Origin of the sequence: Microbacterium phoenicis (genome assembly GCF_047302325.1) — a bacterium.
In the GTDB taxonomy this organism is placed as follows: Bacteria; Actinomycetota; Actinomycetes; order Actinomycetales; family Microbacteriaceae; genus Microbacterium.
In genome coordinates this window covers 920,597-947,365 of record NZ_CP154849.1, presented here as the reverse complement: position 1 = coordinate 947,365, position 26,769 = coordinate 920,597, and the positions used below count along the sequence as shown (strand labels likewise).

The 26,769-nt window shown below is 69.7% G+C and carries 18 protein-coding genes; 6 read left to right on the top strand and 12 right to left on the bottom strand.

Annotation, left to right across the window (positions count from 1 at the left end; translation table 11 throughout):
* Positions 1 to 97: 97 nt before the first annotated feature.
* From treZ to ABCU91_RS04600, 6 genes are all read right to left on the bottom strand, one after another.
* Positions 98 to 1,816, bottom strand: coding sequence for a malto-oligosyltrehalose trehalohydrolase (gene treZ / locus ABCU91_RS04625; RefSeq protein ID WP_413354977.1), 1,719 nt, complete (start codon positions 1,814 to 1,816; stop codon positions 98 to 100).
* Positions 1,813 to 4,161, bottom strand: coding sequence for a malto-oligosyltrehalose synthase (gene treY / locus ABCU91_RS04620; protein WP_413354976.1), 2,349 nt, complete (start codon positions 4,159 to 4,161; stop codon positions 1,813 to 1,815). The genes treZ and treY overlap by 4 nt, the downstream gene beginning before the upstream one ends.
* A complete protein-coding gene (gene glgX / locus ABCU91_RS04615; RefSeq protein WP_413354975.1) occupies positions 4,161 to 6,371 on the bottom strand; it encodes a glycogen debranching protein GlgX in 2,211 nt (736 codons plus the stop codon). The genes treY and glgX overlap by 1 nt, the downstream gene beginning before the upstream one ends.
* 69 nt (positions 6,372 to 6,440) lie before the next feature.
* Positions 6,441 to 6,908: a glutaminase gene (locus tag ABCU91_RS04610; RefSeq protein ID WP_413354974.1), complete on the bottom strand. Its 468-nt coding sequence runs from the start codon at positions 6,906 to 6,908 to the stop codon at positions 6,441 to 6,443.
* 2 nt (positions 6,909 to 6,910) lie between these two features.
* The gene (locus ABCU91_RS04605; RefSeq protein WP_091359179.1) at positions 6,911 to 7,594 is read right to left on the bottom strand and encodes a GTP pyrophosphokinase family protein; all 684 of its coding nucleotides are present in this window, start codon (positions 7,592 to 7,594) and stop codon (positions 6,911 to 6,913) included.
* Between the two features lie 47 nt (positions 7,595 to 7,641).
* A complete protein-coding gene (locus tag ABCU91_RS04600) occupies positions 7,642 to 8,703 on the bottom strand; it encodes a LacI family DNA-binding transcriptional regulator (RefSeq protein WP_413354973.1) in 1,062 nt (353 codons plus the stop codon).
* Positions 8,704 to 8,801: 98 nt separating this feature from the next.
* Between ABCU91_RS04600 and ABCU91_RS04595 the strand changes: the two genes are divergently transcribed.
* The 4 genes from ABCU91_RS04595 to ABCU91_RS04580 are packed head-to-tail and all read left to right on the top strand — an operon-like array spanning position 8,802 to position 14,289.
* The gene (locus tag ABCU91_RS04595) at positions 8,802 to 10,091 is read left to right on the top strand and encodes an ABC transporter substrate-binding protein (RefSeq protein WP_413354972.1); all 1,290 of its coding nucleotides are present in this window, start codon (positions 8,802 to 8,804) and stop codon (positions 10,089 to 10,091) included.
* A 16-nt stretch (positions 10,092 to 10,107) separates the two neighbouring features.
* Positions 10,108 to 11,106, top strand: a complete 999-nt coding sequence (locus tag ABCU91_RS04590; protein ID WP_413354971.1) for a carbohydrate ABC transporter permease — start codon at positions 10,108 to 10,110, stop codon at positions 11,104 to 11,106.
* 8 nt (positions 11,107 to 11,114) lie between these two features.
* Complete coding sequence (locus ABCU91_RS04585) at positions 11,115 to 11,990, top strand: carbohydrate ABC transporter permease (protein WP_307470675.1); 876 nt, start codon at positions 11,115 to 11,117, stop codon at positions 11,988 to 11,990.
* A gap of 1 nt (position 11,991) precedes the next feature.
* Positions 11,992 to 14,289, top strand: coding sequence for a beta-glucosidase (locus ABCU91_RS04580; protein WP_413354970.1), 2,298 nt, complete (start codon positions 11,992 to 11,994; stop codon positions 14,287 to 14,289).
* Here the strand turns inward: ABCU91_RS04580 and ABCU91_RS04575 are convergent.
* Genes ABCU91_RS04575 through ABCU91_RS04565 form a run of 3 tightly spaced genes read right to left on the bottom strand, consistent with a single transcriptional unit; the run spans position 14,279 to position 21,011 of the window.
* On the bottom strand, positions 14,279 to 16,732 hold the full coding sequence (locus tag ABCU91_RS04575; RefSeq protein WP_413354969.1) for a glycoside hydrolase family 3 C-terminal domain-containing protein: 2,454 nt from the start codon (positions 16,730 to 16,732) through the stop codon (positions 14,279 to 14,281). The two genes, ABCU91_RS04580 and ABCU91_RS04575, sit on opposite strands and share 11 nt — an antisense overlap.
* On the bottom strand, positions 16,729 to 19,005 hold the full coding sequence (gene yicI / locus ABCU91_RS04570) for an alpha-xylosidase (protein WP_413354968.1): 2,277 nt from the start codon (positions 19,003 to 19,005) through the stop codon (positions 16,729 to 16,731). Before yicI ends, ABCU91_RS04575 begins: the two co-directional genes overlap by 4 nt.
* Positions 19,002 to 21,011, bottom strand: coding sequence for a beta-galactosidase (locus ABCU91_RS04565; protein ID WP_413354967.1), 2,010 nt, complete (start codon positions 21,009 to 21,011; stop codon positions 19,002 to 19,004). Before ABCU91_RS04565 ends, yicI begins: the two co-directional genes overlap by 4 nt.
* A gap of 182 nt (positions 21,012 to 21,193) precedes the next feature.
* On the opposite strand from ABCU91_RS04565, the gene ABCU91_RS04560 reads away from it, so the two are divergent.
* Positions 21,194 to 22,186, top strand: a complete 993-nt coding sequence (locus tag ABCU91_RS04560; RefSeq protein ID WP_413354966.1) for a LacI family DNA-binding transcriptional regulator — start codon at positions 21,194 to 21,196, stop codon at positions 22,184 to 22,186.
* 3 nt (positions 22,187 to 22,189) lie between these two features.
* Positions 22,190 to 22,804 carry a YesL family protein gene (locus tag ABCU91_RS04555; protein ID WP_413354965.1) on the top strand — a complete coding sequence of 205 codons (615 nt, stop codon included), beginning with the start codon at positions 22,190 to 22,192 and terminating at the stop codon, positions 22,802 to 22,804.
* Between the two features lie 62 nt (positions 22,805 to 22,866).
* Here the strand turns inward: ABCU91_RS04555 and ABCU91_RS04550 are convergent, their stop codons facing one another.
* Genes ABCU91_RS04550 through ABCU91_RS04540 form a run of 3 tightly spaced genes read right to left on the bottom strand, consistent with a single transcriptional unit; the run spans position 22,867 to position 26,590 of the window.
* On the bottom strand, positions 22,867 to 24,618 hold the full coding sequence (locus ABCU91_RS04550; protein ID WP_413354964.1) for an extracellular solute-binding protein: 1,752 nt from the start codon (positions 24,616 to 24,618) through the stop codon (positions 22,867 to 22,869).
* A 37-nt stretch (positions 24,619 to 24,655) separates the two neighbouring features.
* On the bottom strand, positions 24,656 to 25,591 hold the full coding sequence (locus ABCU91_RS04545) for a carbohydrate ABC transporter permease (protein WP_413354963.1): 936 nt from the start codon (positions 25,589 to 25,591) through the stop codon (positions 24,656 to 24,658).
* A gap of 15 nt (positions 25,592 to 25,606) precedes the next feature.
* Entirely contained in the window at positions 25,607 to 26,590 is a 984-nt protein-coding gene (locus ABCU91_RS04540) for an ABC transporter permease (RefSeq protein ID WP_091359131.1), read from the bottom strand.
* Positions 26,591 to 26,769 lie beyond the last annotated feature (179 nt).

The following is a 26,769-nucleotide window of genomic DNA, read 5'->3' as shown; positions in this document are numbered from 1 at the left end:
ATGCACACCGTCACCACACGCGCCCCGTCAGCACGCACGCGCGATGCCGGCGATCACCAAGCCCGAGTGACGAACGCCTTACCGTCCCCCGCGCGGATTACGCCCCGACGACCACCGCGGACTCCGGCGCCACGACCACCCGGTCGCCTGCCGACGTCGGCTCGACGGACGCGATCCAGACGTCGCCGCCGGCCACCTCCCACGGCTCGGACGACAGGTTCACGAGCACCCTCGCCGCGCCGCGGCGCAGCACGTACCGCGGACCCGTCGGGGTCGACTGCACCTCGGCATCCCGGCCACCGGGACCGGGGTCGGTCAGCTCAGGGTGCGAGCGACGCAGCTCCGCCAGACGTCGATACAGATCCAGCAGCCGCGCGTGATCGCCCTGCGACACCTCCGACCAGTCGAGCTTCGACCGCTCGAACGTCGCGGGGTCGTTGGGGTGCGGCACGATGCTCTCGTCCCAGCCCATCTTCACGAACTCCTCGATCCGACCCTTCGCCGTCGCCTCGGCGAGCTCCGGCTCGGGGTGCGAGGTGAAGAACTGCCACGGCGTCGACGCGCCCCACTCCTCACCCATGAACAGCATCGGCGTCCCCGGCGCGGTCAGCGTCAGCACCGCCGCGACCGCCAGCCGATCCGTCGACAACGTCGCCGTTAGACGGTCGCCCGCCGCGCGGTTGCCGATCTGATCGTGATCCTGCGCGTACGTCACCAGACGCCAGGATGCCGCCTCGTCGGGAACGGGCTTGCCGTGATCCCGCTCGCGGAACGACGAGTACGTGCCGTTGTGGAAGAAGCCCTCCGTCCACACCTTCGGCAGCGCCTCGGGATCGGCGAAGTCCTCGTAGTAGCCCACCGCCTCACCGGTCAGCGCGACGTGAACGGCGTGATGCCAGTCATCCGACCATTGCGCCGTCAGCCCGTATCCGCCGGACTCGCGCGGCAGGAACATCACCGGGTCGTTCAAGTCGCTCTCGGCGATGAGCGTCAACGGCCGCCCGACGTGTGCGCTCAGCGCGTCGGTCCGCTCCGCGATCTCCTGCAGGATGTGCACCGGCTGCTTCCCCGACTCGTGCAACGCGTGTACGGCATCCAGCCGCAGGCCGTCGACGTGGAAGTCCCGCATCCACATCAGCGCGTTCTCGACGATGAACGACCGCACGGCCGCCTCGTCGAGGTTGAGGCTGTCGCCCCACGTGTTCCGCGACCCGTCGCGCAGGTACGGACCGTACTCGGGCAGGTAGTTCCCACTCGGCCCGAGGTGGTTGTAGACCACGTCCTGGATCACTGCGAGGCCGGCGGCGTGCGCGGCATCAACGAAGCGCTGGTACGCCGCCGGACCGCCGTACGTCTCCTGCACCGCGTACCAGAGCACCCCGTCGTAGCCCCAGTTGTGGGTGCCGTTGAAGGCGTTCACCGGGAGCAGTTCGATGTGCGTCACGCCGATGTCGATCAGGTGGTCGAACCGGGCGATCGCGGCATCCAGCGTCCCCTCGGGAGTGAACGTCCCGAGGTGCAGCTCGTAGATCAGCCCGCCGGCGAGCTGACGCCCGGTCCACGCCTCATCCGTCCATGCGAAGGATGCCGGATCGAACCACGCCGACGCCTCGTGCACGCCTCGCGGCTGCCGCCGCGACCGCGGGTCGGGACGAAGGTCATCCCCGTCACCCAGCACGAAACCGTACTCGTCGCCGTCCGCCAGCTCGACGTCGGCGCGCCACCAGCCGTCACCGGCGGCGGTCAGCGCCACGTCGTCCGCACCGGGACGGCGCAGCCGCACCCGTTCGACCCGTGGAGCCCAGACCTCGATCACGATGCGTTCCCCTCGATGACATCCGCCGGCGCGAGCAGCGCGACGGGATAGGTGTCCAGCAGATCGGCGAGCCGAAGACGCCCGCCGTCGAAACGGCGACCGGTGAGCACGTCGACCGTGGGGCCCGCGTGCGTCAGCACCTCGGTCTCACCCCAGCCGCCGCGGGCGGCGAGCCCGGCGGGCAACCGCGTCGCCACCGCGACCGCACCGCCGCGGTCGAAGGCGACCGCGTGGTCCGCGGCCTCTCCCACGACCGTCATCGGCGTGTACCGCGTGAACAGCTCGGGGTGGTCGCGCTTCAGGCGCAGGGCACGCGACACGACGAGCAGCTTCGCGGCGCCCGACGCGTCGACCGGCGGCATCCACCCCTCGTCGAGCCGTGCGAGCAGGCGCCGTCGCTCGGCGAAATCGACCTCACGGCGGTTGTCGGGGTCGACCAGCGAGTGGTCCCACAGCTCGGTGCCCTGGTAGACGTCCGGGACGCCCGGGCCCGCGAGCTGCAACAGCTTCAGCGACAGCGAGTTCGACCGGCCGAGCGGCGTGATCTCATCGACGAAGCCCTCGACGATCGCCCTCGCGTCGCCGAATGCGGCATCGACGAGGTCGTGCATCTTCTCCTCGAACGCCTCATCGGGATCCGACCACGTCGTGCTGTTCCCCGCCTCACGCGACGCCTTCTCGGCGTACGCGTGCAGACGCTCACGCGACGCGGGCCACGCACCGACGATCGCCTGCCACAGCAGGTTGTCGAACGGTCCGTCGCCGGTCGAGGCGACCGTGCGGAGCTCGCCGAGGACCTCGGTCCACCGCTCCGGCATCTCGGCCAGCACCGACAGGCGCGTCCGGACGTCCTCGCTGCGCTTCGTGTCGTGCGTCGACAGCGACGTCATCGCCGCCGGCCACGAGGCCTGACGATGAGCGGATGCCGCATGGAACCCGTCGACGTCGACCGCGAACTCCGTCGGGTCGCCGCCCACCTCGGTGAGCGTGCCGAGCCGGGTCCAGCGGTAGAACGTCGTGTCCTCGACGCCCTTCGCCATGACGGGACCGGTCGATTGCATGAACCGTCGCGTGAACTCGCTTTCAGGGCCAGCCGACAGGCGTGCCGCGATCGTCTCGAACGCCTCGACCAGCTCGGGACGGCGCGAGGACGCCAGCGCGACCGCCTCATCGACCTCCTCGACACCTGCGGGAAGGTAGGCGCGGTACACCGGGAACGCCGCGAGCAGCTCGGCGAGCGCGTCGAGCCACTGCTCGTCGGACGCACCGTTCCGCTCACCGGCCGGCACGAGGGCCGCGAGCCGCAGCACCTCGGCGTGCAGGCCGGCGGTCGCCCACACGAGCTTGGCCTCGTGCATCATGTCGGCGTAGTCGGCGGCGTCGCCCTCGCGCAGCTGCGTGTCGAGCGCCGTGAGACCCGCCTCGCCGTCCGGATCGACGAGCACGCGGTCGAGGACCGCCATCGCGTCGTACCCGGTCGTTCCCTCGGTCGCCCACCACGACGGCAGCTCCTCGCCGTGCTCGAGGATCTTCTCCACCAGCACGTAGGCGCCACCCGTGGCATCCGCCAACAGGTCGAGGTACCCGCCCGGGTCGGCGAGACCGTCCGGATGATCGACCCGCAGCCCATCGGCGAGACCCTCGTCGATCCAGCGCACGATCTCGGCGTGGCTCGCATCGAACACGGCCGGGTCCTCGACGCGGACGCCCGCAAGCGTCGTCACGGCGAAGAAGCGACGGTAGTTGAGCTCGGCGTCGCCGCGACGCCAGAACAGCAGCTCGTAGTGCTGCGCCGCGAGGACGTCGCGCACGTCGCCCTCACCGGTGCCGTCCGCGAGCGGGAACTCGTGGTCGAAGTACCGCACGACGCCCGCGTCGGCGTCGACTGTGATCTCGCCCGCCTCGACGGCGGCATCGAGCTCCGACCCGAGGATCGGCAGCCGCAGCCGCCCGCCCAGGTTCCAGTTGACGTCGAAGGCGGCCGCGTGGGGCGATGCCTGTCCCTGACGCAGGACGTCCCACCACCACGGGTTCTGCCGGGGATCCGACACGCCCTGATGGTTCGGCACGATGTCGATCAGGATGCCGAGCCCCGCCGCACTCGCCGCGGCGGCGAACCGCGACAGCCCTTCGGTGCCGCCGCGCTCGGGGTCGACGATCGTCGGGTCGACGACGTCGTAGCCGTGGTCCGACCCGCTCGTCGCGGCCAGGATCGGCGACAGGTATGCCCAGTCCACGCCGAGCTCCCGCAGGTAGTCGGTGAGCTCGGCCGCGGCATCCAGGTCGAATCCGGCCCGGATCTGCAGCCGGTAGGTCGAGCGCGGCGTCTTGTGCGCGTCGATCATCAGTGGGGCAGCTCCGTCTGGGGCGCCTGCGCCGGGATGATGTCGATCGTCCCCGTAAGGGCCGCGAGAGACGCGGCGACCGACGGGTCGGGTTCGACGGTCTCCTCCTCGTGGTCACGGAGGACGACGAGCGCGCGGCCGCCGACGGACACCGTGCCGCCCGGGTCGACGATCGGTGCGTTCGCCGCGCCGCCGGCGGTGTCGACGATGATCTCCCACTTCGGGCTCGCCGACGCGGTCGGCACCGTGAAGTCGATCGTCTCGTCACCCGCGTTGAAGAAGACGAAGAAGTGACGGTCGTGGATCTCCTCGCCGCGGCGGTCGCGCTCGCGGATGCCGTCGCCGTTGAGGAACACGCCGACCGCGCGGCCGAAGCCGGAGTCCCAGTCCTCGGGCTGCATCTCCGAGCCGTCGGGACGGATCCACGCGATGTCGGGGAGCGGCGCCCCCTCTTCGCGGCGCACCGGGCGCCCGTCGAAGAACCGGCGACGCCGGAACGTGGGGTGGTCACGACGCAGCCGCGCGAGCACCGAGGTGAACTCGATGAGCGGCTGGTCGATCGAGGTCCAGTCGATCCAGGTCAGCTCGTTGTCCTGCGCGTACCCGTTGTTGTTGCCGTTCTGCGTGCGGCCGAGCTCGTCGCCGTGCGAGATCATCGGCACGCCCTGGCTGAGCAGCATCGTCGCGAGGAAGTTGCGCTGCTGCCGTGCCCGCACCCGCAGGATGTCGGGGTCGTCCGTGGGGCCCTCGACGCCATGGTTGTACGAGCGGTTGTGCGATTCGCCGTCGTTGTTGTCCTCGCCGTTGGCCTCGTTGTGCTTCTCGTTGTACGAGACGAGGTCGCGCAGGGTGAAGCCGTCGTGCGCCGTGACGAAGTTGATGGATGCCACCGGCCACCGCCCATCCTGCTCGTACAGGTCCGCAGAGCCCGTGAGGCGGAGCGCGAACTCGCCGAGCGTCGACGGCTCGCCGCGCCAGAAGTCGCGGACGGTGTCGCGGTACTTGCCGTTCCATTCGGTCCACTGCGGCGGGAAGTTGCCGACCTGGTAGCCGCCGGGGCCGATGTCCCACGGCTCGGCGATCAGCTTGACCTGGCTGACGATCGGGTCCTGCTGCACGAGCTCGAAGAACGCCGACAGCCGGTCGACGTCGTAGAACTCGCGGGCGAGGGTCGAGGCGAGGTCGAAGCGGAACCCGTCGACGTGCATCTCGAGCACCCAGTACCGCAGCGAATCCATGATGAGCTGCAGCGTGTGCGGGTTGCCGACGTTGAGGCTGTTGCCCGTCCCGGTGTAGTCCGTGTAGTACCGCTTGTCGTCGTCTTCGAGCCGGTAGTAGGCGATGTTGTCGATGCCGCGCATCGAGAGCGTCGGGCCCATGTGGTTGCCCTCCGCGGTGTGGTTGTACACGACGTCGAGGATGACCTCGATGCCCGCCGCGTGGAGCGCGCGCACCATCGCCTTGAACTCCTGCACCTGCTGCCCCACGCCGCCGGCCGAGGAGTAGGTGTTCTGCGGCGCGAAGAACGCGATCGTGTTGTAGCCCCAGTAGTTGGAGAGGTCCTTCTCCTGGAGGGTCGAGTCGTTGACGAACTGGTGCACCGGCATGAGCTCGAGCGCCGTGACGCCGATCTTCTTGAGGTGCTCGATGACGACCGGGTGCGCGATCGCGCTGTACGTGCCGCGGATGTCCTCGGGGATGTCGGGGTGGGTCATCGTGAGGCCCTTGACGTGGGCCTCGTAGATGACGCTCTCGGCGTACGGCGTCTTCGGCTGGCGGTCGCCCTGCCAGTCGAAGTACGGGTTCACGACGACGCCCTTCATCATGGCCGCGGCCGAGTCGTCGTCGTTCGTCGAATCGGGATCGCCGAACGTGTAGCTGAAGACGGACTGGTCCCACTCGATCTGACCGTCGACGGCCTTCGCGTAGGGGTCGAGGAGCAGCTTGTTCGGGTTGAACCGCTGACCGTTCTCGGGGTCGTACGGACCGTGCACGCGGTAGCCGTAGCGCTGCCCCGGCTGCACCGACGGCAGGTAGGCGTGCCAGACGAACGCGTCGACGTCGATGAGTTCGACGCGGGTCTCCTCGCCGTTCTCGTCGAACAGGCAGAGCTCGACTTTCTCAGCACACTCGCTGAACAGGGCGAAGTTCGTCCCATTGCCGTCGAAGGTCGCTCCCAGGGGGTAAGCGGAACCGGGCCATACCTGCATGCGTACTCCTGAGATAGGTGGAAGGCCACACTATCCACGGGGTGTTTCCGGCCACGGGCCCTTGACAGGTCAGCGCAGGGACAGCATGTCGTCGAGGTAGTCCGCGAGGGGTCGCGGCGGGCCGGTGTGGCTCCACGCGATGTGCGGCACGCCGTTCACGAGCGAGAGGATGCCCGAGCTCTCGCCGCGGTCGACGGCGTCGGCATCCATCTCGGTCCAGCCGAGGTGCAGCACCTCGCCCTCGCCGAACCCGCCCCGGGCGGCCGCGGCAGCCCGTTCCGACCGCGCCCGCTGCGCCTCGGCGGTGTAGCCGCGGATCGCGTCGTGCCGCGCGCGGAGCACCTCACCGGTCGCGAACACGCGCCCGTCCCCGATCAGCAGAGCCCCGACGTGCCAGGCCTCTGTCACGGGCACGATCCGGGGCGCCCGCCCGATGCCCAGGATGCGACGGTTCGCCGCCCACTCCCCCAACCGCTCGCGCGGCGAGCCTGCCAGGCGCTCGCGTGCCGCCTGCAGCAGGCCGGTGACGGATGCCACCGTCAGACGAGGTGCGTCGGCGAGACCGCTCCGGCGCCGCGGATCTGCTGGTGCAGGCGGGTCATCCGGGCGTCGAGCTCGGCGGCGGCGTCGGCGGCGTCCTTCAGCTGTCCGAGCAGATTGTCGGGGACCTGACGCTCGTACTTGTAGTAGATCTTGTGCTCCAGGCTCGCCCAGAAGTCCATCGCGATCGTGCGGAACTGCACCTCGACCGGCACGTCCACGCGCCCGGTCGAGAGGTAGACCGGAACCTCGAGGATCGCGTGCAGACTCTTGTAGCCGTTGCCCTTGGGGGTCGCGATGTAGTCCTCGACCTCGCGCACGGTGATGTCGTCCTGCGCGCTCAACAGGTCGAACAGGCGGTACACGTCGTTCACGAAACTGCAGGTGATGCGGATGCCGGCGATGTCGGTGATGTGCGCTCGAACGGAATCGAAATCGGGATCGATGCCGCGACGCTGGATCTTCTCGACGAGGCTGTCGGGCGACTTCACGCGGCTCGAGACGTGCTCGATCGGGTTGTAGTCGTGCATCTCGTGGAACTCCTCGCGGAGGATCGAGATCTTCGTCTCGATCTCCTGCAGCCCGAACCGGTATTCCATGAGGAAACGCTGGAACTCGTCGCGCATGCTGCGGAGGGAGGACGCGGAGACCGTGATCTGCTGCTCTTCGAGCGGAGTGGACATGAGCCGACCGTATCGGGAACCACCCAGAGCGTGCTGGGAGAGATTCCTCAATCCGTCGGAGGCGGCGCGGTCGTCGCCCGCGGCACGAGCGCCGTGGGCAGTCGCAGGTGGGTGGCGGCGGGCGCACCCCCGCCCATGAGCTCCAGCAGCATCGTGACCGCTTCGGCGCCGAGGCGCTGCATCGGCTGGCGAACGGTCGTCAGCGCGGGCACCGCCTGCGAGGCATCCGGAACGTCGTCGAAACCCACGACCGAGAGGTCGTCCGGCACCGACAGTCCGTGCTCGTGCGCGACGCGGATCACCGTGAGCGCCGAGACGTCGTTTGCCGCGAACACCGCGGTGGGCCGATCGGGTCGTCGCAACAACCGCGTCGCCGCCTCGCGGGAGATGTCCTCGACATAGCGTCCGACACCGACGAGACCCGGATCGAACGGGATGCGGGCATCCTCGAGCGCCCGCCGGTAGCCGCCCTCGCGCAGCATCGACGACCGCAGATCGGGACGCCCCGCGACGAAGCCGATGCGCCGGTGCCCGAGCGAGACGAGGTAGGCGACCGCGTGCCGGGCGCCGGCGAAGCTGTCGGACTCGACGGTGGGGAGATCCGCCGGTCCCGTGTGCGGATCGATCGCGACCACGGGAACCTCGGCCGTGACGTTCACGACGGTGGGCGTCACCATGATGACCCCGTCGACGAGGGTGCCGCTGAGCCGGCTGAGCGAGCGCCGCTCCCATCCGTCGCTCGAGACCGCCCGCGACCCGCTGTAGGCGAGCAGGTCGAGCCGCGAGTCGCGCAGGGCCGCACCCACCCCCTTGAGGACCTCGGCGGAGAAGGGCTCGAAGTCGGCGACGAGGACGCCGACGACTCCGGTCTGACGCGCCCGCATGCTGCTCGCGACGAGGCTCGACTCGTAGCCGAGTTCTTCGACGGCGGTGAGCACGCGCTGCACCGTGGCTGGGGCGACGCCGTACCGACCGTTGACGGCTTTCGACACGGTCGCCACCGAGACGCCCGCCGCGGCGGCGACGTCATGGATCGTGGCGCGGCTTCGCATGCGTCGAAGCGTAGCGCCATGGAAAACATTTTCGAAAACGTTTGACGCCGGCGACAACAATTCCGACACTGGGGACCGAACCCCCGGCACGCACCGCCGGGACCACCTGCACCTCGACGAACGAGCGTGCACTCAATGAGGAGATCGGTGATCACATGAGGACCAGAAGGATCATGGCGGGGCTCGCGGCGGCAGCCGCAGCGACCCTCGCGCTCAGCGCCTGTTCGGGCGATAACGGCGGCGGCAGCGGCGACGGTACCGTCGAGATGACGCTGTGGCAGAACTCGACGACCGGCCCCGGTCAGCAGTTCTGGAAGGACGCGATCGCCGCCTTCGAGAAGGAGAACGAGGGCGTCACGATCACCATGCAGTCCGTCCAGAACGAGGACATGGACGGCAAGCTGCAGACCGCCCTCAATGCGGGCGACCCGCCCGACATCTTCCTGCAGCGCGGCGGCGGCAAGATGACCGCGATGGCGAACGCGGGCCAGCTGATGGACCTGACGGACCTCATCTCCGACGACATCCGCGGTGAGATCTCCGAGGGCTCCTTCGCCGCCGAGACCTACCAGGACAAGGTCTGGGCGATGCCGCTGTCGGTCCTCCCGGGCGGCTTCTTCTACAGCCAGGACGCCTTCGACGCGGCAGGCATCTCCGAGACCCCCGCGACGATCGACGACCTGAAGAGCGACGTCGAGGCCCTCAAGGGCACGGGCATCGCGCCGATCGCGCTGGGCGCCAAGGACGCCTGGCCCGCCGCGCACTGGTACTACTTCTTCGCCATCCGCGAGTGCAGCCCGAAGGTGATCGAAGAGACCGGCGACTCGAAGGACTTCAGCGACGAGTGCTGGACGCGCGCCGCCGAGGACCTCACGGACTTCGCCGCGATCGAGCCCTTCAACGACGGCTTCCTCACCACCGCCGCACAGCAGGGCGCCGGCAGCTCGGCGGGCCTCGTCGCCAACCGCAAGGCGGCGATGGAGCTCATGGGCGCGTGGGACCCGGGCGTGATCGCCTCGCTGACGCCCGACGAGAAGCCCCTCCCCGACCTCGCCTGGTTCCCGTTCCCCGAGATCTCGGGCGGTGACGGCGAGCCCGGTTCGATGATGGGTGGCGTCGACGGCTACTCGTGCGCCGCGCAGGCACCCAAGGAGTGCGCCGACTTCCTGAACTTCATCGCCGGATCCGAGCAGCAGACGAAGTACTACGAGGCGTTCCAGTCGCCGCCGGTGAACTCCGTCGCGCAGGAGGCCGTGACCGAGCCCTACCTGCAGCAGATCCTCGAGGCGTACAACAGCGCCCCGTTCGTCTCGCAGTGGCTCGACACCGTCCTCGGCCAGAACGTCGGCAACGCGCTGAACGTCGCCGTCGTCGACATGCTCGCCGGGGGCAGCGACCCGCAGAAGTTCATCGCCGCCGTCAACGCCGCCGGCGCGCAGGGCTGAAATGACCGTTCGCGAGATGTCCGTCTCGGACACCCCTGCTCTCGCGGCGCACGCCGGGGGCGGCGACTCGTCGCCCCCGGCTCGGCCGCGGTCCCGCCGCCGGCGGGGCCTCGGCTGGTCGGGGCGGCTGGAGGTCCTCCTCCTCGCCGGACCCGCCGTCGTGTTCTTCGTCGGGTTCGTGATCCTGCCGGTCCTGATGGCCGCCTACTACGGCTTCTTCCGGTGGTCCGGTTTCGGGCCCGCCACCGACTTCGTCGGGCTGAAGAACTACATCACGATCTTCAGCGACCCGAACTTCCAGAGCGCGCTGCTGCACAACGCCTTCATCGTCGTCATGTCGCTCGTCCTGCAGGGGCCGATCGCGATCCTGCTGGCACTGCTCCTCAACCGCAAGATGCGGGGACAGTCCGTCATCCGCGTCCTCATCTTCGTGCCCTACGTCATCGCCGAGGTCGTCGTCGGCACCGGGTTCAGCCTGCTGCTGTCGACGAACGGCGCCGCGAACGGCGTGCTCGAGAAGCTCGGCCTCGGCGGGCTCACGCAGGACTGGCTCGCCGACCCGTCGATCGCGATCTGGACGCTCATGGCGATCCTCACCTGGAAGTACGTCGGCTTCGCCGTCATCCTCTTCCTCGCGGGACTCCAGGGGATCCCCGAGGAGCTCTACGAGGCGGCCGCCATCGACGGCGCGTCGTACTGGCAGATCCAGCGACGGATCGCACTCCCCCTGCTCGCACCCACGCTGCGCATCTGGGCGTTCCTGTCGATCATCGGCGCCCTGCAGCTGTTCGACCTCGTCTACATCATCTGGGGCCAGTACGTCTCGTCGGTCGCCGGCACCAACACGATGGCGATCTACATGGTCGTGACCGGCCGCAACGCCGGCAACTTCGGCTACGGCAACGCGGTCGCCGTCGTCATCTTCGTCATCTCGCTCATCGTCGCGCTGATCTATCAGCGCTCCGTGCTCCGCCGCGACACCGCGGGGGCCATCACAGAGAGGGGCGTGCAGTGAGCGCCACCATGACCCTCGTCACGGCGCCACCCGCCGACGTCCGTCCGCGCCGTGCGCCGCGGGAGAAGCTGCCCTGGGGTTCCCCCGTCGTCTACTTCGTCGCGCTCGCGGTCATCGCGCTCATGCTCGGCCCGGTGATCTACATCATCATCGGCGGGTTCCGCTCGAACTCCGCGATCACGGTCGACCCGGCCGGGTTCCCCGACCCGTGGAACGTCGAGAACTACGTCGGCGTCATCACGAGCGGCCAGTTCTGGGGGCAGGTCGGCAACTCGACCTTCGTCGCCCTCGCGACCACGATCGGGGCCGTCGCCCTCGGCATCGCCGCGAGCTACGTGATCGCCCGCTACAGCTTCCGCGGGCGCGGGTTCCTCTACGCGCTGTTCGCGTCGGGCCTCATGTTCCCCATCACGGTCGCGATCACGCCGCTCTACATCGTGATCCGCTCGCTCGGACTCATGAACACCCTGCCGGGCATCATCCTCCCGCAGATCGCGTTCGCCCTGCCGACGACGATCATCATCCTCGTCCCGTTCCTGCGGGCGATCCCCGACGAGATCCAGGAAGCGGCCTCCATCGACGGCTGCAGCCGCCTCGGATTCTTCTGGCGGATGGTGCTGCCGCTGGCCGTACCCGGTGTCATCACCGTCGGCATCCTCGCTTTCATCGGCAGCTGGAACGCGTACCTGCTGCCCCTGTTCATCCTCAACAACGAGTCGCAGTTCACCCTCCCGCTGGGGGTGCAGGCCTTCTCGTCGCAGTACTCCGTCGACACGGCGCGCGTGCTCGCGTTCACCTCGCTCTCGATGCTCCCCGCGCTGCTGTTCTTCAGCCTGTTCGAGCGGCGCATCGTCGGCGGTCTCACCGGAGCCGTGAAGGGCTGACATGACCGACCTCCACCCGCAGGCTTCGGCCCGCGTACACGATCTGCTCGCGCAGATGACCCTCGAAGAGAAGGCCGCGCAGCTCGTCGGCTACTGGGTGGACCAGGGCGGCGAGGTGGTCGCTCCCCTGGCCGACGAGATGGTGACGACGACGAAGTACGCGGATGCCACGGCTCACGGCCTCGGCCATCTCACCCGTGTCTACGGCACGCGTCCCGTCGACCCCCTCGAGCGCGCCGCGTGGCTCTGGGCGGAGCAGCGACGCCTGCGCGCCGAGACCCGGCTCGGGATCCCGGCGATCGTCCACGAGGAGTGCCTCACGGGCCTCGCCGCGTGGAAGGCGGCGACGTATCCGACCCCGCTCGCGTGGGGCGCGTCGTTCGATCCGGAGCTGGTCGCCGAGATGGGCGCCGCGATCGGCGATTCGATGCGCGAGCTGGGCATCCACCAGGGGCTCGCGCCCGTGCTCGACGTCATCCGCGACCCCCGCTGGGGGCGCGTCGACGAGTGCATAGGCGAAGACCCGTACCTCGTCGGAACCGTCGGGACGGCGTACGTGCAGGGGGTCCAGTCGGCGGGGGTCGATGCGACGCTGAAGCACTTCGTCGGGTACTCCGGATCGCAGGCGGCGCGCAACCACGCGCCCGTGCACGCCGGCCCCCGCGAGGTCGCCGACGTGCTGCTGCCGCCGTTCGAGATGGCGATCCGCGACGGCGGCGCGGCATCCGTCATGAATTCGTACGCCGAGATCGACGGCGAACCCGTCGCGGCGAGCGCGCACTACCTCGACGAGGTGCTGCGCGGCCGGCTCGGCTTCGCGGGCCCGGTCGTGTCGGATTACTTCTCGGTCGCCTTCCTGCAGACCACCCAAGGGGTCGCCGCGGACCTCGGTGAGGCGGCGGAGCTGGCCCTGCGCGCCGGCATCGACGTCGAGCTGCCGACGGGCGACGCGTTCGCCGCCCCGATGCTCGAGCGCATCCGCTCGGGTGAGATGGATGCCGCGCTGCTGGACGCCGCTGTGCTCCGCGTCCTGGCGCAGAAGGAGCGCCTCGGCCTGCTCGACGAGACGTTCGAAACCCCGCCGGTCGAGGTCGACCTCGACGGGCCGCGTCACCGCGACCTCGCGCGCAGGCTCGCGGCCGAGTCGGTCGTGCTCGTGAGCAACGACGGGACGCTGCCGGCGGCATCCGCCCGTCGTATCGCCCTCATCGGACCGAACGCCGACTCATCGGAGGCGCTGATGGGGTGCTACTCGTTCGTCAACCACGTGCTCGCCCACCATCCGGGGACGCCGCACGGGATCGACCTCCCGACCGTCCGCGACGCGTTCGTCGCCGAGTACCCCGACGCCGAGATCGCCTACGCACGCGGCTGCGGCGTCGAGGACGGCGACGAGTCAGCCATCGGCGACGCGGTCGACGCCGCAGCGGCGGCGGAGATCGCCGTCGTCGTCGTCGGCGACCGCGCCGGCCTGTTCGGCCGCGGGACCGTCGGCGAGGGCAACGATGTCGACGACCTCGAACTGCCCGGCGTGCAACGGCAGCTCGTCGAACGCGTCGTCGCGACCGGCACCCCCGTCGTGCTCGTGATCCTGTCGGGCCGCCCGTACGCGATCGGGTGGGCCCTCGACGGCGAGCGCCCCGTCGCCGCCGCGCTGCAGTCGTTCTTCCCCGGCGAGGAGGGCGCGGATCCGATCGCGGGAATCGTCTCGGGACGCCTGTCGCCGTCGGGCCGACTCCCCGTGACCCTGCCGCGGTCGGCGGGCGCCCAGCCCTACAGCTATCTGCACCCGCGGCTGGGGGGACCGATCGATGTGACGAGCGCCGACCCGACCCCGGTGCGCCCGTTCGGGCACGGGCTGAGCTACACGACGTTCGTGCACGAGGACCTGCAGGCGCCCGCGTCGGTCGCCGCCGGCGACACCCTCGAGGTCTCGGTCGTCGTCCGCAACACTGGCGAGCGTGCGGGTGCCGATGTCGTCCAGCTCTACGCGCATGACCCGGTCGCGAGCCTCACGCGCCCCGTCGCGCAGCTGATGGCCTATCACCGCGTCGAGCTCGAAGCGGGTGAGAGCGCACGCGTCGTGTTCGCGCTGCCGACGGCGCGTTTCGCGTTCACGGGGCGCGACGGCCGCCGCATCGTCGAGGCGGGACGGATCGACCTCTGGGTCGGCTCGTCGTGCGAGGACCGCGAGAGCGTCGCCGCCGTCGAGGTGACCGGCGAGCACGTCGTCACGCCCGACGACGCCCGGATCGTCCCGGTGCGCGTCGCTGCCGACGCCGAGCTCGTCAGTCCGTGACGGTGAGGATCGCGCTCACGTCGAGGGCGTCGGCGGACGGGCCCGCCGCGAGGCGGTAGTCCCCCGGTTGCACCCGCAGCGCCTCGCCGTCCCACACGGCGAGGCGCTCGACCGTGAAGCGCACCTCCGCCGTCCGCGTCTCGCCCGGCTCGACCCGCACGCGGGTGTACCCGAGCAGCAGCCGGCGCGGCGCCGCGATCGGCAGCTCCGGCGCGACGGAGTAGACCTGCACGAGCTCCTCGACCGCACGCTCCGACCGGTTCTCGAGCCGGACGCGCGCGGTGATGACCTGCTCGTCGTCCCGAGGGTCGAGGGCGGGATGCCGCAGGGTGGGCGCGGGCGCCGTCACCGTTCCGGCATCCGCCTCGACGGCCTCGTAGACGACGTCGCCGTAGCCGAGCCCGTGCCCGAACGCGAAGGCGTACGGGGCGGGCTGGTGGCGGTAGGTCGCCTGCTGGCGCTGGGTGTCGTAGTCGAAGAGGTCGCCCGCCTGATCCGGGTGCGCCGGCCACGACTGCGCGAGGCGCCCTGAGGGTTCGCGGTCGCCACTCAGGACGTCGAGCAGGCCGTGGCCGAGCTCCTGCCCCGCGTGACTCGACCAGACGACGGTCGCCGCGTCGGCGGCATCCGCGAGGACGTACGGGAAGCTCGAGACGATCGTCAGCACGGACCGCGGGTTGGCGGAGCGCGCCGCCTGCCACAGGTCCGTCGCCGCGGCCGGCAGCAGCAGGTGAGGACGGTCGGCGGTCTCGCGGCCGGACAGGTGCGGGTCGTTGCCCACGGCGACGAGGACGACGTCGGCCGCCGCGGCGGCGCGCGTCACCTCGTCCAGCCCGCGGCGGACCGTCTCGACCTCGAAGCGCGTGGCGTCGTCGAGGGTGACCCCCTCGGCCACGAGCAGACCCACGTCGCGGACGACGCGCACCCACCGGCCCGACCCGAGGTGCAGGAGCGACCACGACCCGTCCTCGTGCACGTGCCGGCGGAAGCTCTCCTGCACGACCCAGCCGCCCACCCGCTCGGCGTCGGCCCGCATGGGCCAGGCACCACCGGTGAGCAGGCGTCCGCTCGCGTGAGAGCGGAGGGTCAGGATGCCGTCGCCCCAGTCCGTGACGTCGAACAGGCTCGCATCGGTGCGGTCGGTCGCAACGGCGTCGACGACCCCGTCCGGCGCCGCCGCGACATAGCCCGACGCGGCCCGGAGCGCGACGGTGTCGGCGCCCGTCACGACCTCGACGGCGGCCCCCGGGTAGCGGTCGCGTACGCCCTGGGCGATGCCGACCGCGTAGGGCGTCGTGCCGGAGTACCAGTCGGTGAGGACGACGTCGGCGAGCGGACCGATCACCGCGACCCGGGAGGGGTCCGCCAGCGGCAGGATGCCGGCGTCGTTCCGCAGCAGCACGACCTGACGGGCGACCGCCTCGCGCGCGAGCTCGCGCGCGGCGGGCGTGTCGATCTCGTCCGGGCCGATCGCCGCGTACGGGTCGTCCTCGCCGTCGAATTCACCGGTGCGGATGCGCATCTCGAGGAGTCGCAGGACCGCGGCATCCACGTCATCGTCCGTCAGCAGACCCTGTGCGAGCGCGCCGCGGACGGCCTCGAGACTCGGGATCGGGTCGGGGCCGTCGTCGGTGAACGAGTCCATCCCGCTCCGCACGAGAGCCGCGGCGCCGTGGACCTTGTCGGGCTGCGCGCGCTGGATCGAGACGAGGAAGCTCGGGGCACCGGCATCCGACACGACCGCGATCGACTCGTCGCTCCAGCTGCGGGCCTCGGCCACCAGCTCGGGCTGCGTGTGCGCCGGCACGCCGTTCACGCGGTTGTAGGCGAGCATCATGCTGCCTGCGACCTTCTGCTCGATCGCCGGGCGGAACGCCGGAAGCTCCTCCTCATGGAGCGTGCGCGGCGACATCTCGGACGACGTCGCCGACCGGTCGGTCTCGTTGCTGTAGGCGAGGAAGTGCTTGAGCGAGGGCACCGTCTTCCAGACGCGCGGGTGGTCGCCGCGAAGCCCGCGGCTGTACGCCGCGCCGAGCTGACCCGTGTAGTGCGGGTCCTCGGAGTACCCCTCTTCATTGCGCCCCCAGGCGGGATGCCGGAGCGTGTTGACGACGGGCGCCCACACGTTGAGGTCGACGTCCGCCCCCGAGGCGCGCTTGGCCCGGACCTCGGTCGCGACGAGCTCGCCGACTCGAGTCACGAACTCGGGGTCCCACGTCGCGGCGAGCCCCACCGGCTGCGGGAAGACCGTCGCGACGCCCACCCACGCGAGACCGTGCAGCGCCTCGCATCCGGTGTGGAACGGGCGGATGCCGAGGCGCTCCACCGCCGGCATGGCCTGGTGGAGCATCGCGACGCGCTCGTCCCGCGAGAGCCGCTCGAGCAGGTCGCGCGAGCGCTCGGTGAGCGACAGGTCGATCCGGCGGAACGCGTCGATCGTCATCCGGCGACCTCCAACGAGACCGTCCCGGCGCCGACGACCGACGCCGTCCGGTCGCCGACCTGCAGGCTCCACGGTGCGCGCGCGTCCGCCGACTCCGCGACGATCCGGCCACCCTCGCGGCGCACGCGGAACACCGTCGCCGCCGCACCGTCGTGACCGGGGACGACCGTCTCCCCGTCGTACCCGTCGGGCAGCTCGAAACAGCGGAGCGTCACCCCGTCGGCCCAGTCGTAGTCCGGCCGGTCCTCCCGCGCTCCCCACGGCAGCACCGTGCCGGGACGCACGCGCAGGGGAACCGACTCGTAGCCGTGCCGCTCGGACTGCCACGTGCGGCCGTCCACCACGTCGCCGGTCAGGAGCGACGTCCACCGCCCTTCGGGCAGGTAGTACTCGACGCTGCCGTCCTCGGCGAACACGGGGGCGACCAGAAGGGAGTCGCCCAGCATGTACTGGACGTCGGCGTCGTGCGTCGACCGGTCACCGGGGAACTCGAGCACGAGCGGGCGCATCATCGGGATGCCGGCGGTGTGGGCTTCCTCCGCGATCCGGGCCAGGTACGGCATGAGGCGCAGCTTCAGCCGCGTGAACCGGCGCGTCACCTCGACCGCCTCGTCGTCGAACGCCCACGGCACCCGCACCGTGCCCGAGCCGTGCAGGCGGGAGTGCGAGGAGAGCAGACCGAACGCGAGCCAGCGCTTGAAGACACCGGCATCCGGTGTCCCCTCGAAGCCGCCGATGTCGTGGCTCCAGTATCCGAACCCGCTCATCGCGAGCGACAGGCCGCCGCGGAGGGTCTCTGCCATCGACAGGAGCGTCGAGTCGTTGTCGCCGCCCCAGTGCACCGGGAACTGCTGGCCACCCGCGGTCGCCGAGCGGGCGTAGAGGACCGCCTCGCCGACGCCGCGCTCCTCCTCGAGCACCCGGAAGACGATCTCGTTGTAGAGCTGCGGGTAGTAGTTGTGCATCCGCTCCGGGTCGGAGCCGTCGTGCCACACGACGCCCTCCGTCGGGATGCGCTCACCGAAGTCGGTCTTGAAGCTGTCCGCGCCCTGCCGCACGAGGCGGCGCAGATGCTCGGCGTACCAGTCGGCCGCCTCGGGATTCGTGAAGTCGACGATCGCCATGCCGGCCTGCCACATGTCCCACTGCCAGACCCCGCCGTCGGTCGTCTTCAGCAGGTAGCCGCGCTCCGCGGCCTCGGCGAAGATCGCGGAGCGCTGCGCGATGTAGGGATTGATCCACAGCGAGACGTGCAGGCCGCGTTCGCGGAGCCGCGCGAGCTGTCCGTCGGGGTCGGGGAACATGCGCGGGTCCCACGTGAAGTCGGTCCACTGGAACTCCCGCATCCAGAAGCAGTCGAAGTGGAACACCGACAGCGGCAGGTCGCGCTCGGCCATCCCGTCGACGAACTCGGTGACGCTCGCCTCGTCGTAGGCGGCCGTGAAGGACGTCGTCAGCCAGAGGCCGAACGACCACGCCGGCACGCGGGCGGGACGCCCGGTGAGCGCCGTGTAGCGACGCAGCACGTCCTTCGGCTCGGGGCCGGCGATGACGTAGTAGTCGAGGGTCTCACCGGGCACCGAGAACTGCACGCGCGAGTTGATCTCGGACCCGACCTCGAACGACACCGCGTCGGGGCTGTCGACGAAGACGCCGTAACCGCGGCTCGTCAGGTAGAACGGCACCGATTTGTACGCCTGCTCGCTCGAGGTGCCGCCGTCCGCGTTCCACGTGTCGATCGACTGGCCGTTCTTCGTGAATGCACCGAAGCGCTCTCCGAACCCGTAGACGCGCTCCCCCGGTTCGATCGACAGCTGCTGGTGCACCCAGGTCCCGTCGGGTCCCGTCATGTGGCCGATCGACCGCGGCAGCGACGTCGTGAGCACGCGGTCGCCCTGTTCGAACGCGACCCGCCAGGCGCCGTCGCGCGACACGCGGACGCGGAGGTCACCGGCATCCAGCACGCCCTCGGCCTCGTCGGCCGTCACGGCCGGCGTGTACCCGTCCTCCCCGGTCACCGCGAAGTCGGGACCGCGGTGACGCCCGCCGGCATGCCGCTGCACCCGCACCTTGATGACCCCCGGCGCAGGAGCGGAGAACGTCGTCGTGATCATCGGCCGGTTGAGCGTGTCGCCGCGGTGGCGGATGACGGCGGTCGGCGCGAAGACGGTCAGGGTGCCCGCGTCGGTGTCGACGCGCACGTCGTCCACGGCGCTCGCGTAGAGGCCGGTCACTCCCGGCCGCATGAGCCAGTAGCCGTCGGTGAACTTCATGTCCTTCGCCTTTCTGTCACGACTCGCGCGTCCCCCGGGGGAATCGTCACGTGGTCGTCGATCTCGTCATCAGTCAGCAGGTCGATCCAGGCTCCAGGGAGCGGGATCGTCGCGTCGCTTGCGCCGCGGTTCAGCAGGAAGAGCGCGTCGCCTCGGCGGACGGCCTCGACCCCGTCGGGCGGGTCGGCGAGCGCGCCGGCGACACCCGCGGCGTCCAGGACCTCGGCGACGATCGCGTCGAGCAGGTCGTCGGCCAGCACGGCGCCCACGTACCAGGCCGACCCGTTCCGGGTGACGACGGGGCGCCCCGCGAGATCTCCCGAGGCGAAACTCGCCAGGACGTCGGCATCGTCGGTGCGCAGCTTCTCGCCGAGGGTGTGAGCGACGGATGCCGCCCACCGCCCGTCCGCAGAGGCGACGGCGACGCCCTCGTCGGGGAGCCCGGCCCACTCCTCGCCGCTGACGCCGAGCATCTCGCGCAGGAGCACGGGCGAGCGGCCCGTGAGGATGTGCCCGCGCTCGTCCGCGACGCCGCTGAAGGGGCCGACCACCACCTGGGCGCCGCGGGCTGCGGCCTCGGTCAGGCGGGCCGCGTCGTCGGGGCGAAGGACGTACCCGTGCGGCAGGAGCACGACGTCGTAGGCGCTGAGGTCGGCACCGAATCGGACGACGTCGACGGGGATGCCGCGCCGCCACAACGGGCGGTACCACCGACGCATCTGATCGAGACCGTCGAAGCGGGCCGTCGGACGCGCAGGTTCGTCCGAGGCCCACCACGACGGCCAGTCGAAGAGCACCGCGGTGCGCGCGGCGACGCGGCCGCCCACCACGGGCCGAAGTCGCTCGAGCTCGCGCCCCTGGCGGCAGACACCCTCGAAGACCTCCGTGTCGGCGCCGGCGTGGGGCAGCATCGCGGAGTGGAAGCGCTCGGCCCCGGCCGTGGACTGTCGCCACTGGAAGAAGCAGATGCCGTCGGCACCGCGCGCGACCGCCTGCAGCGTGTCGAGGCGCGCCCGCGCGGGCGTCTTCGGGAGGTTGTGCGGACGCCACTGGACGGCGCTGATCGCCTGTTCCATCAGCACCCACGGCCGACCGTCGCCGAGACCGCGCATGAGGTCCTGCACGAAGGCCATGTCGAGCGGGCTGTCGGGGTCGGCGGGATCGGGGTACTGATCGTCGCTCACGACGTCGACGTCGTCCGCCCACGACCAGTAGTCGACGTGCGCGAACGCACCCATGAAGTTGGTCGTGATCGGCTGCGTGGCCCCGGCGTCACGGATGGTGTCGCGGAGCTCGCGGTAGCAGTCGCGGAGCTCGTCGGAGGTGAACCGGCGGAAGTCGAGCGACTGCGTCGGGTTGATGAGGTACGGCGCGCGGCGCGGCGGCAGGATCTCGGCGACGTCCGCATAGCGCTGCGCCCAGAACGCGGTGCCCCACGCCCGATTGATCTCGTCGATCGAGCCGTACCGGCGCAGCAGCCATTCGCGGAAGGCCCGCGCCGCCTCGTCGCCGTGGTCGATCTGCCCGTACTCGTTGCCGACATGCCACATCCGGACGGCCGGGTGGTTCGCGTAGCGCGACGCGAGGTCCGCCGTGATCGCGCGAGCCGCCTCGCGGTACACCCGCGACGACGGGGAGAACTGGTTGCGCGAGCCGGCGATCAGTCGCACGCCGTCACGGTCGACGGGAAGCGTTTCGGGATGCCGGACCCCGAGCCACGGCGGCGGCGAGGCCGTCGGCGTCGCGAGGTCGACGGCGATCCCGCCGGCGTGGAGCAGGTCCAGGACCTCGTCGAGCCAGGCGAACTCCCGCGCCCCGGGGGTCGGTTCGAGTTCCGCCCAGCTGAAGACGCCGACGGTGACGAGGTTCACGCCGGCGCGCTGCATGAGGGCGACGTCCTCACGCCAGACCTCGGGCGACCACTGCTCGGGGTTGTAGTCCCCGCCGAAGAGGATGCCGCGCTCGGCCGACAGGGATGCGAAGGCCGAGGGGGAGGCAGAGGTCATGACCGGACGGGCCTTTCAGCGAATGTGGACGACAGTGTCGAAGCGCTTCAACGATCTCAACCTATACTAGCGATCACGACCGTGTCCATCGGTCGGCAGGGCAGCGTTCGAGGCGTCAGACCAGCCGATACGCTCGATCCATCCGCGGTGTCGAGGTCGACATCGCTGGAGAAGGAGGGTCCATGACCACGATCGCCGACGTGGCTCAGGCCGCGGGGGTCTCGATCTCGACGGTGTCCTACGTGATGAGCGGCAAACGCACCATCTCGCAGGAGACGCGCGACCGCGTCGAGCAGGCGATGGCCGACCTCTCCTACAGCCCGCAGGCCAGCGCCCGTTCGCTCGCGTCACGGTCGACGAGCATCTTGGGGCTCCAAGCGCCCATCCGCGCCGGCGTCGACGTCCACGTCGTCATGCAGGTCGTCGCGGGAGCCCTCAAAGAGGCGCGTCTGCACCACCACGACATTTTGCTGCTCACGAGCGACGACGCCGCCGGAGTCGAACGCGCCGCACGGGCGGGCATGGTCGACGGTGTGCTGATCCTCGACGTCGAGACGAGCGATCCGCGCGTCGGTTCGCTCGCCGACCTCAGCATCCCGAGCGTCCTCATCGGCCTTCCCGACGCAGCCGACCAGCTCATCTGCGTCGATTTCGACTTCGAGGCCGCCGGCCGCCTCGCTGCCGAGCGTCTCGCTGAACGCGGCCACCGCACCGTCACCCTCCTCGGCGCTCCGCCGCAGGTGCAGGCGCGGCACACGTCGTACTCGGACCGCCTGACACGCGGGTTCCTCGCCCGCAGCCGCGAGGTGGGGCTCACGGCGACCGTCCTCCCCTGCCCCGCGGGGCCCGGTGCGACCGAGGTCGTCGACGCCGTGCTCGCGGAGTCTCCGGAGACGACGGCGTTGTTCGTGCACAACGAGGCGGCGCTGCCGTTCGTCGCGGCGCGGCTCATGGGTTCCGCCTCCGCCGGACTCGTCGAGATCGTCGCCCTGAGCCCCGCCGAACTGGCGCTGCACGTGCCGGGGGTCTCGGACGTCATCGATCTCCCCGCCGAAGAGCTCGGCGCGGCCGGCGCCCGCACCCTCCTCGCCGCGATCCGCGGCGAGCGGCCGCTCGGCCCTGAGCTCCTCGCGCCTCGATTCGCGCTCGCACCGACGGAACGGGCGACGGTCTGAGACATGAAGATCGACCCCGAGAATCGCGCCGTCCAAGGTCTGTCGTCGTTCCTCGAGTTCGTCGCCCTCAACATCCTCTTCCTCCTGTGCTGCGTACCGATCGTGACGATCGGAGCATCGACGAGTGCGCTCCTGGAGGTCACGCGACGCTACGCCGACGAGGAGGGGGGTCGGCCGCTGCGCGACTTCCTCCCCGCCCTGGCGCGGAACTTCCTGCCCGCGACCGGACTCAGCCTCATCCTGCTGACGGCGAGCGTCGCGCTCGCGTTCAGCGGCGTGTTCTGGCTGTCGGCGCCCGAGCCGCTTCTCACGGGTCTCGCCGCCCTCGCCTTCGCCGGAGCCGCCTACGCCGTCGCGGCCTTCATCCACGCGATGGGGCTCGTCGCCGCTTACCGGGCACCGTTCCGGCAGACGCTGAAGAACGCCCTGCTCCTACCCGCTGCGGAACCGCTGCGCACTCTCGCGCTCCTCGTGATCCCCGTGACGGTCGTGTGCCTCGTTATCGTCTTCCCACCCACGATGTTCCTGGTCGCGACGATCGGCTTCTCGGTCGGGGCCTACGGTTGCGCCTTCCTCTTCCGGAGCATCTACCGCCGCCGCTCCGGCACCGTCGCCTGAGACGCAACGGGAAGGGCCCCGCCGGATCACCGACGGGGCCCTTCCTACGTGCGGGGCTGCGCTCAGTCGCCGAACTCCGCCGCGACCGCCTTGCGGGCGGCATCCTGCGATTCGGCGTTGGCCATGTCGACCTCGAGGACCTTGTCGTAGCCCAGGCCCTTCGCGGTCTCCTGCATCGAGGCCAGCAGCGAGTCGAACTGCGCATCGCTCTCCGCGAAGACCATCTGCCACGAGGTCTGGACGATGGTCGCCTTGACCTGGTTGCGGAGCGTCTCGATCTCGGAGGAGTCGGTCGGTGCGGTGAAGCTCGCGCCGGCGCCGACCATGAGCTGGTCGTTGTCCCGGAGGTAGTCCATCGTCGTCGGAGCGCCCATCTTCGCGGTCCAGTCGTCGGTGAGCGGGTTGCTCGTCTCCGCCTGGTAGCTCGGCCACATCTTGTAGCTGTACGGGAAGCCGGTGTTCGGATCGGTGTCGATCGGCAGCACGGCGCTGATGTTCAGCTGCGATGCGCCGTCGATGTAGCTGCCGCCACCCCACTCGGCCGGAACCTCGCCGTCACCCTCGAAGAAGATCTTGTGACCGAGCTCGGTGAGCGCGGGCTCCTTGTCGGCGTTGAGCTCCCACGTCAGACCCTCGGGGCCGGCGGCGCCCTGCGTCTGGCTGTTGTTGGCGAGCGCGCCCTCGGGCGAGAAGAGCCAGTCGACGAACGCCGCGATGCGCTCGGGGTCCTCGGCCTTGGCGCCGATCGCGAACACCTGCTTGCCGCCGTACGCCTCGGCGCCGTACGAGAAGACGGTCATGTCGTCCATCGGGGCCATCATGAAGCCCCGGCCCTCGTCGACGTTCTTGTCGGTGTTGTACGCGGCCTGTCCGAGCCACGGCCAGAACGAGAAGAGCACCTGCCCGTTCTGGTACTTGTTCCACAGGGTGTCGTAGTTCTGCGTCGTCGAGTCGGGGTCGAGGATGCCGAGCTCGTTCGCCTCGTGGAAGAAGCGCAGCGCGCGGACGTACTGCCCGTCCTCGTCGAGGATGCCCTCGAACTCGGAGCCGTCACCCTTGGCGAGCGCGAAGCCGACCTCGTCGAAGCCGAAGTAGGTGGTGGGCTGCTTGGCGTTGTTCAGCATGTTGCCGTCCCAGTCCTTGAACAGCGAGACCGCGTAGGTCTTCTGCCCGTTGGGGGCGGTGGGCTCGGCATCCTGCATCTTCTTCAGCACCGGGAGGAGGTCCTCGAGCGTGCCGATCTCGGGGTAGCCGGCCTCTTTGTAGAGGTCCCAGCGCAGGTACGGGCCGAAGGTCGGGTCCAGGCCCTCGGAGGGCTCGGTGGGCTTCAGGGAGGAGACCTGCGACGGGAAGGCGTACGTGCCGTCGGCGCCCTCGTTGATCTTGTCGACGGCGGCGTCGAAGCGGCCGACGTTCTTCATGGCCGGGTAGAAGCTCGCCGAATCGAGGAGCAGACCGCCCTCGCGGAGCTCCTCGAGGCGCTGACCCTTGTCGGTGATGATGAGGTCGCCGAGATCGCCCGCTGTGACGCGCGTGTTGAAGAGGGTGTCACCGCCGCCGGCGACGTTGGGGGCGATGATGTTCAGCTTCATGTTGAACTTCTTCTCGACGAGGTCGCCGAACCACCCCTCCTGCATCCCCATGTAGTTGGCGAGGCCGTCGAAGACGTCGATCGTGATGGGCTCGTCCCACGAGGTCGGGAACGCGGTGATCTCCTCGCGTTTCTCGGTGGGGGCCGGGCCGGTGCAGGCGCTCAGCAGCCCGACCGTCGCCAGAGCGGCGACGGCGCCGATGGCCTTGCGTGATAGCTTCATTGCTTTCCTCTCGGTGGTGTGATCGTGATGGTCGGGTTCAGCCCTTGACCGCGCCGAGCATGATGCCCTTGACGAAGAAGCGCTGGAACAGCGGGTAGACGAAGATGATGGGCAGGATGACGATGACCGAGATCGTCATCCGGATCGAGGTCGGCGTCTGACTCGTGGCCGCGTCGACGATCGAGCTGATGTTGCCGCCGTTCTGCATGGCCTGAGCCAGGCTGTTGGCCTGGTTGATGAACATGTAGAGCAGGTACTGCAGGGTGTAGAGGCTCTGATCGGTGATGTAGATGAGGGTGTCCTGGAAGCTGTTCCACTGCGCGACGGCCGAGAAGATGGCCACGGTCGCGAGGATCGGCGTCATGTTGGGCAGGTACACCCGGAAGAAGATCTGCAGGATGTTCGCGCCGTCCATCTCGGCGGCTTCCTGCAGTTCGCTGGGCATCGCCTCGACGTAGGTCTTCACGAGGATGATGAAGAACGGCTGCACGACGAACGGCAGCACGTAGACCCAGAAGTTGTTCGTCAGCCCGAGGTTCCGGATGATGATGAACACCGGGATGAGGCCTGCGCTGAAGTACATCGTGATGATGACGAAGCGGTACCAGAACCGGCGCCCCCACATCCGACTCTGGGTGAACATGAACCCGAGGAAGGCCGAGGCGAGGACGGCTGCGACCGTGCCGAGGACCGTGCGGCCGACCGAGACGATCGCGGCCTGCGTGAGCCCGCCGAGCTGGAAGACCTGCTCGTAGTTGGAGAGGTGGATGCCGGTGGGCAGCCACCGGACCTGGCCGAGCGCGGCGAGGTCGTTCGAGCTGATCGAGTTGATGATCAGGTAGTAGAACGGGTAGGCGCAGACGAAGGCGAGCGCCAGGAACACCGAGTAGTTGACGATCGTGAAGACGACGCGGCCTGACAGATCGGCGTCGCGCCGCACGGCGCGGCGGCGGGTGGGAGTCGTGGTGACCATGTGCGGGCTCCTGCCTCAGACGATGGATTCGCCGCGGACGCGCTTGGCGATGCCGTTGACGGTGAACAGGAGGATGACGGAGATGAGGCTCTTGAGCATGCCGATCGCCGTCGCCATGGACAGGTTGTTCCCCGTCATGCCGATGTTGTAGACGTACAGGTCGAGGACCTGGATGTACTCCTTGTTGAAGGCGTTCTGGAAGACGAAGTACTGCTCCATGCCGTTGTTGAGCAGGTTCGCGATCGACAGGAGCAGGAGCACGAGGTAGGTCGGCATGAGCTGCGGCACCGTGATGTACCACATCTTCTGGAAGCGCCCCGCGCCGTCGATCTCGGCCGACTCGTACAGTGACTGGTCGATGCCGGCGATCGCCGCGAGGTAGATGATCGCGCCCCAGCCGAGCCCCTTCCAGACCGACCACAGGGTCATCGTGAGCCAGACGTTCTGATCGGTGTCGAGGAACTTCACCGGCGTCGTGATGAGGCCCGCATCGCTCAGCACGCCGTTGACGAGCCCCGAGCTCGAGAAGAGCGAGAAGGCGATCATGTAGACGAGCACCCACGAGATGAAGTTCGGGAGGGTCGTCAGCGTCTGGACGGCGTTGCGGAACCAGGGCGCCCGGATCTCGTTGAGGAAGATCGCGAACGCCAGCGGCAGGACCGAGGTGGCGATGCCGAGGAAGCTGATCGCCAGCGTGTTGGCGAGGACCTGCCCGACCTGCGCGACCTGCGTCGGCGAGCTCACGAGGAGCTGGAACCACTGCAGCCCGACGAAGTCGCTGCCGGCGAGCCCGAGCGCCGGGCGGTAGTCGTACAGCGAGTAGATCCAGCCGTAGAGCGGGAAGTAGGAGAAGAGGAAGACGAGCACCAGGAACGGGACGATGCACAGGAACATCCGGAACGAGCGGCGGTTCTTGGAGACCCGGCGTTCCGCGCGCGGAGGCGTCTTCTCTTCGATCGTGGTGGCCGCGACCTCGGTGACGATCGCTTGCTGTGTCATCGGCCGCGCCGTTCGAGGCGCTCACGCGTGTGCCGGGTCATCTCACTCCTTCGTGATCGAAGCGCTTCCGCGACGGGCGTCGAACCGCTTCGATATGAAGATAACGCGCGGGGGCGGACCCGTCAAACATCCGTTCCGGTCACACGCGAACGCCGCCCCGGCCTGTCGGCGGGGCGGCG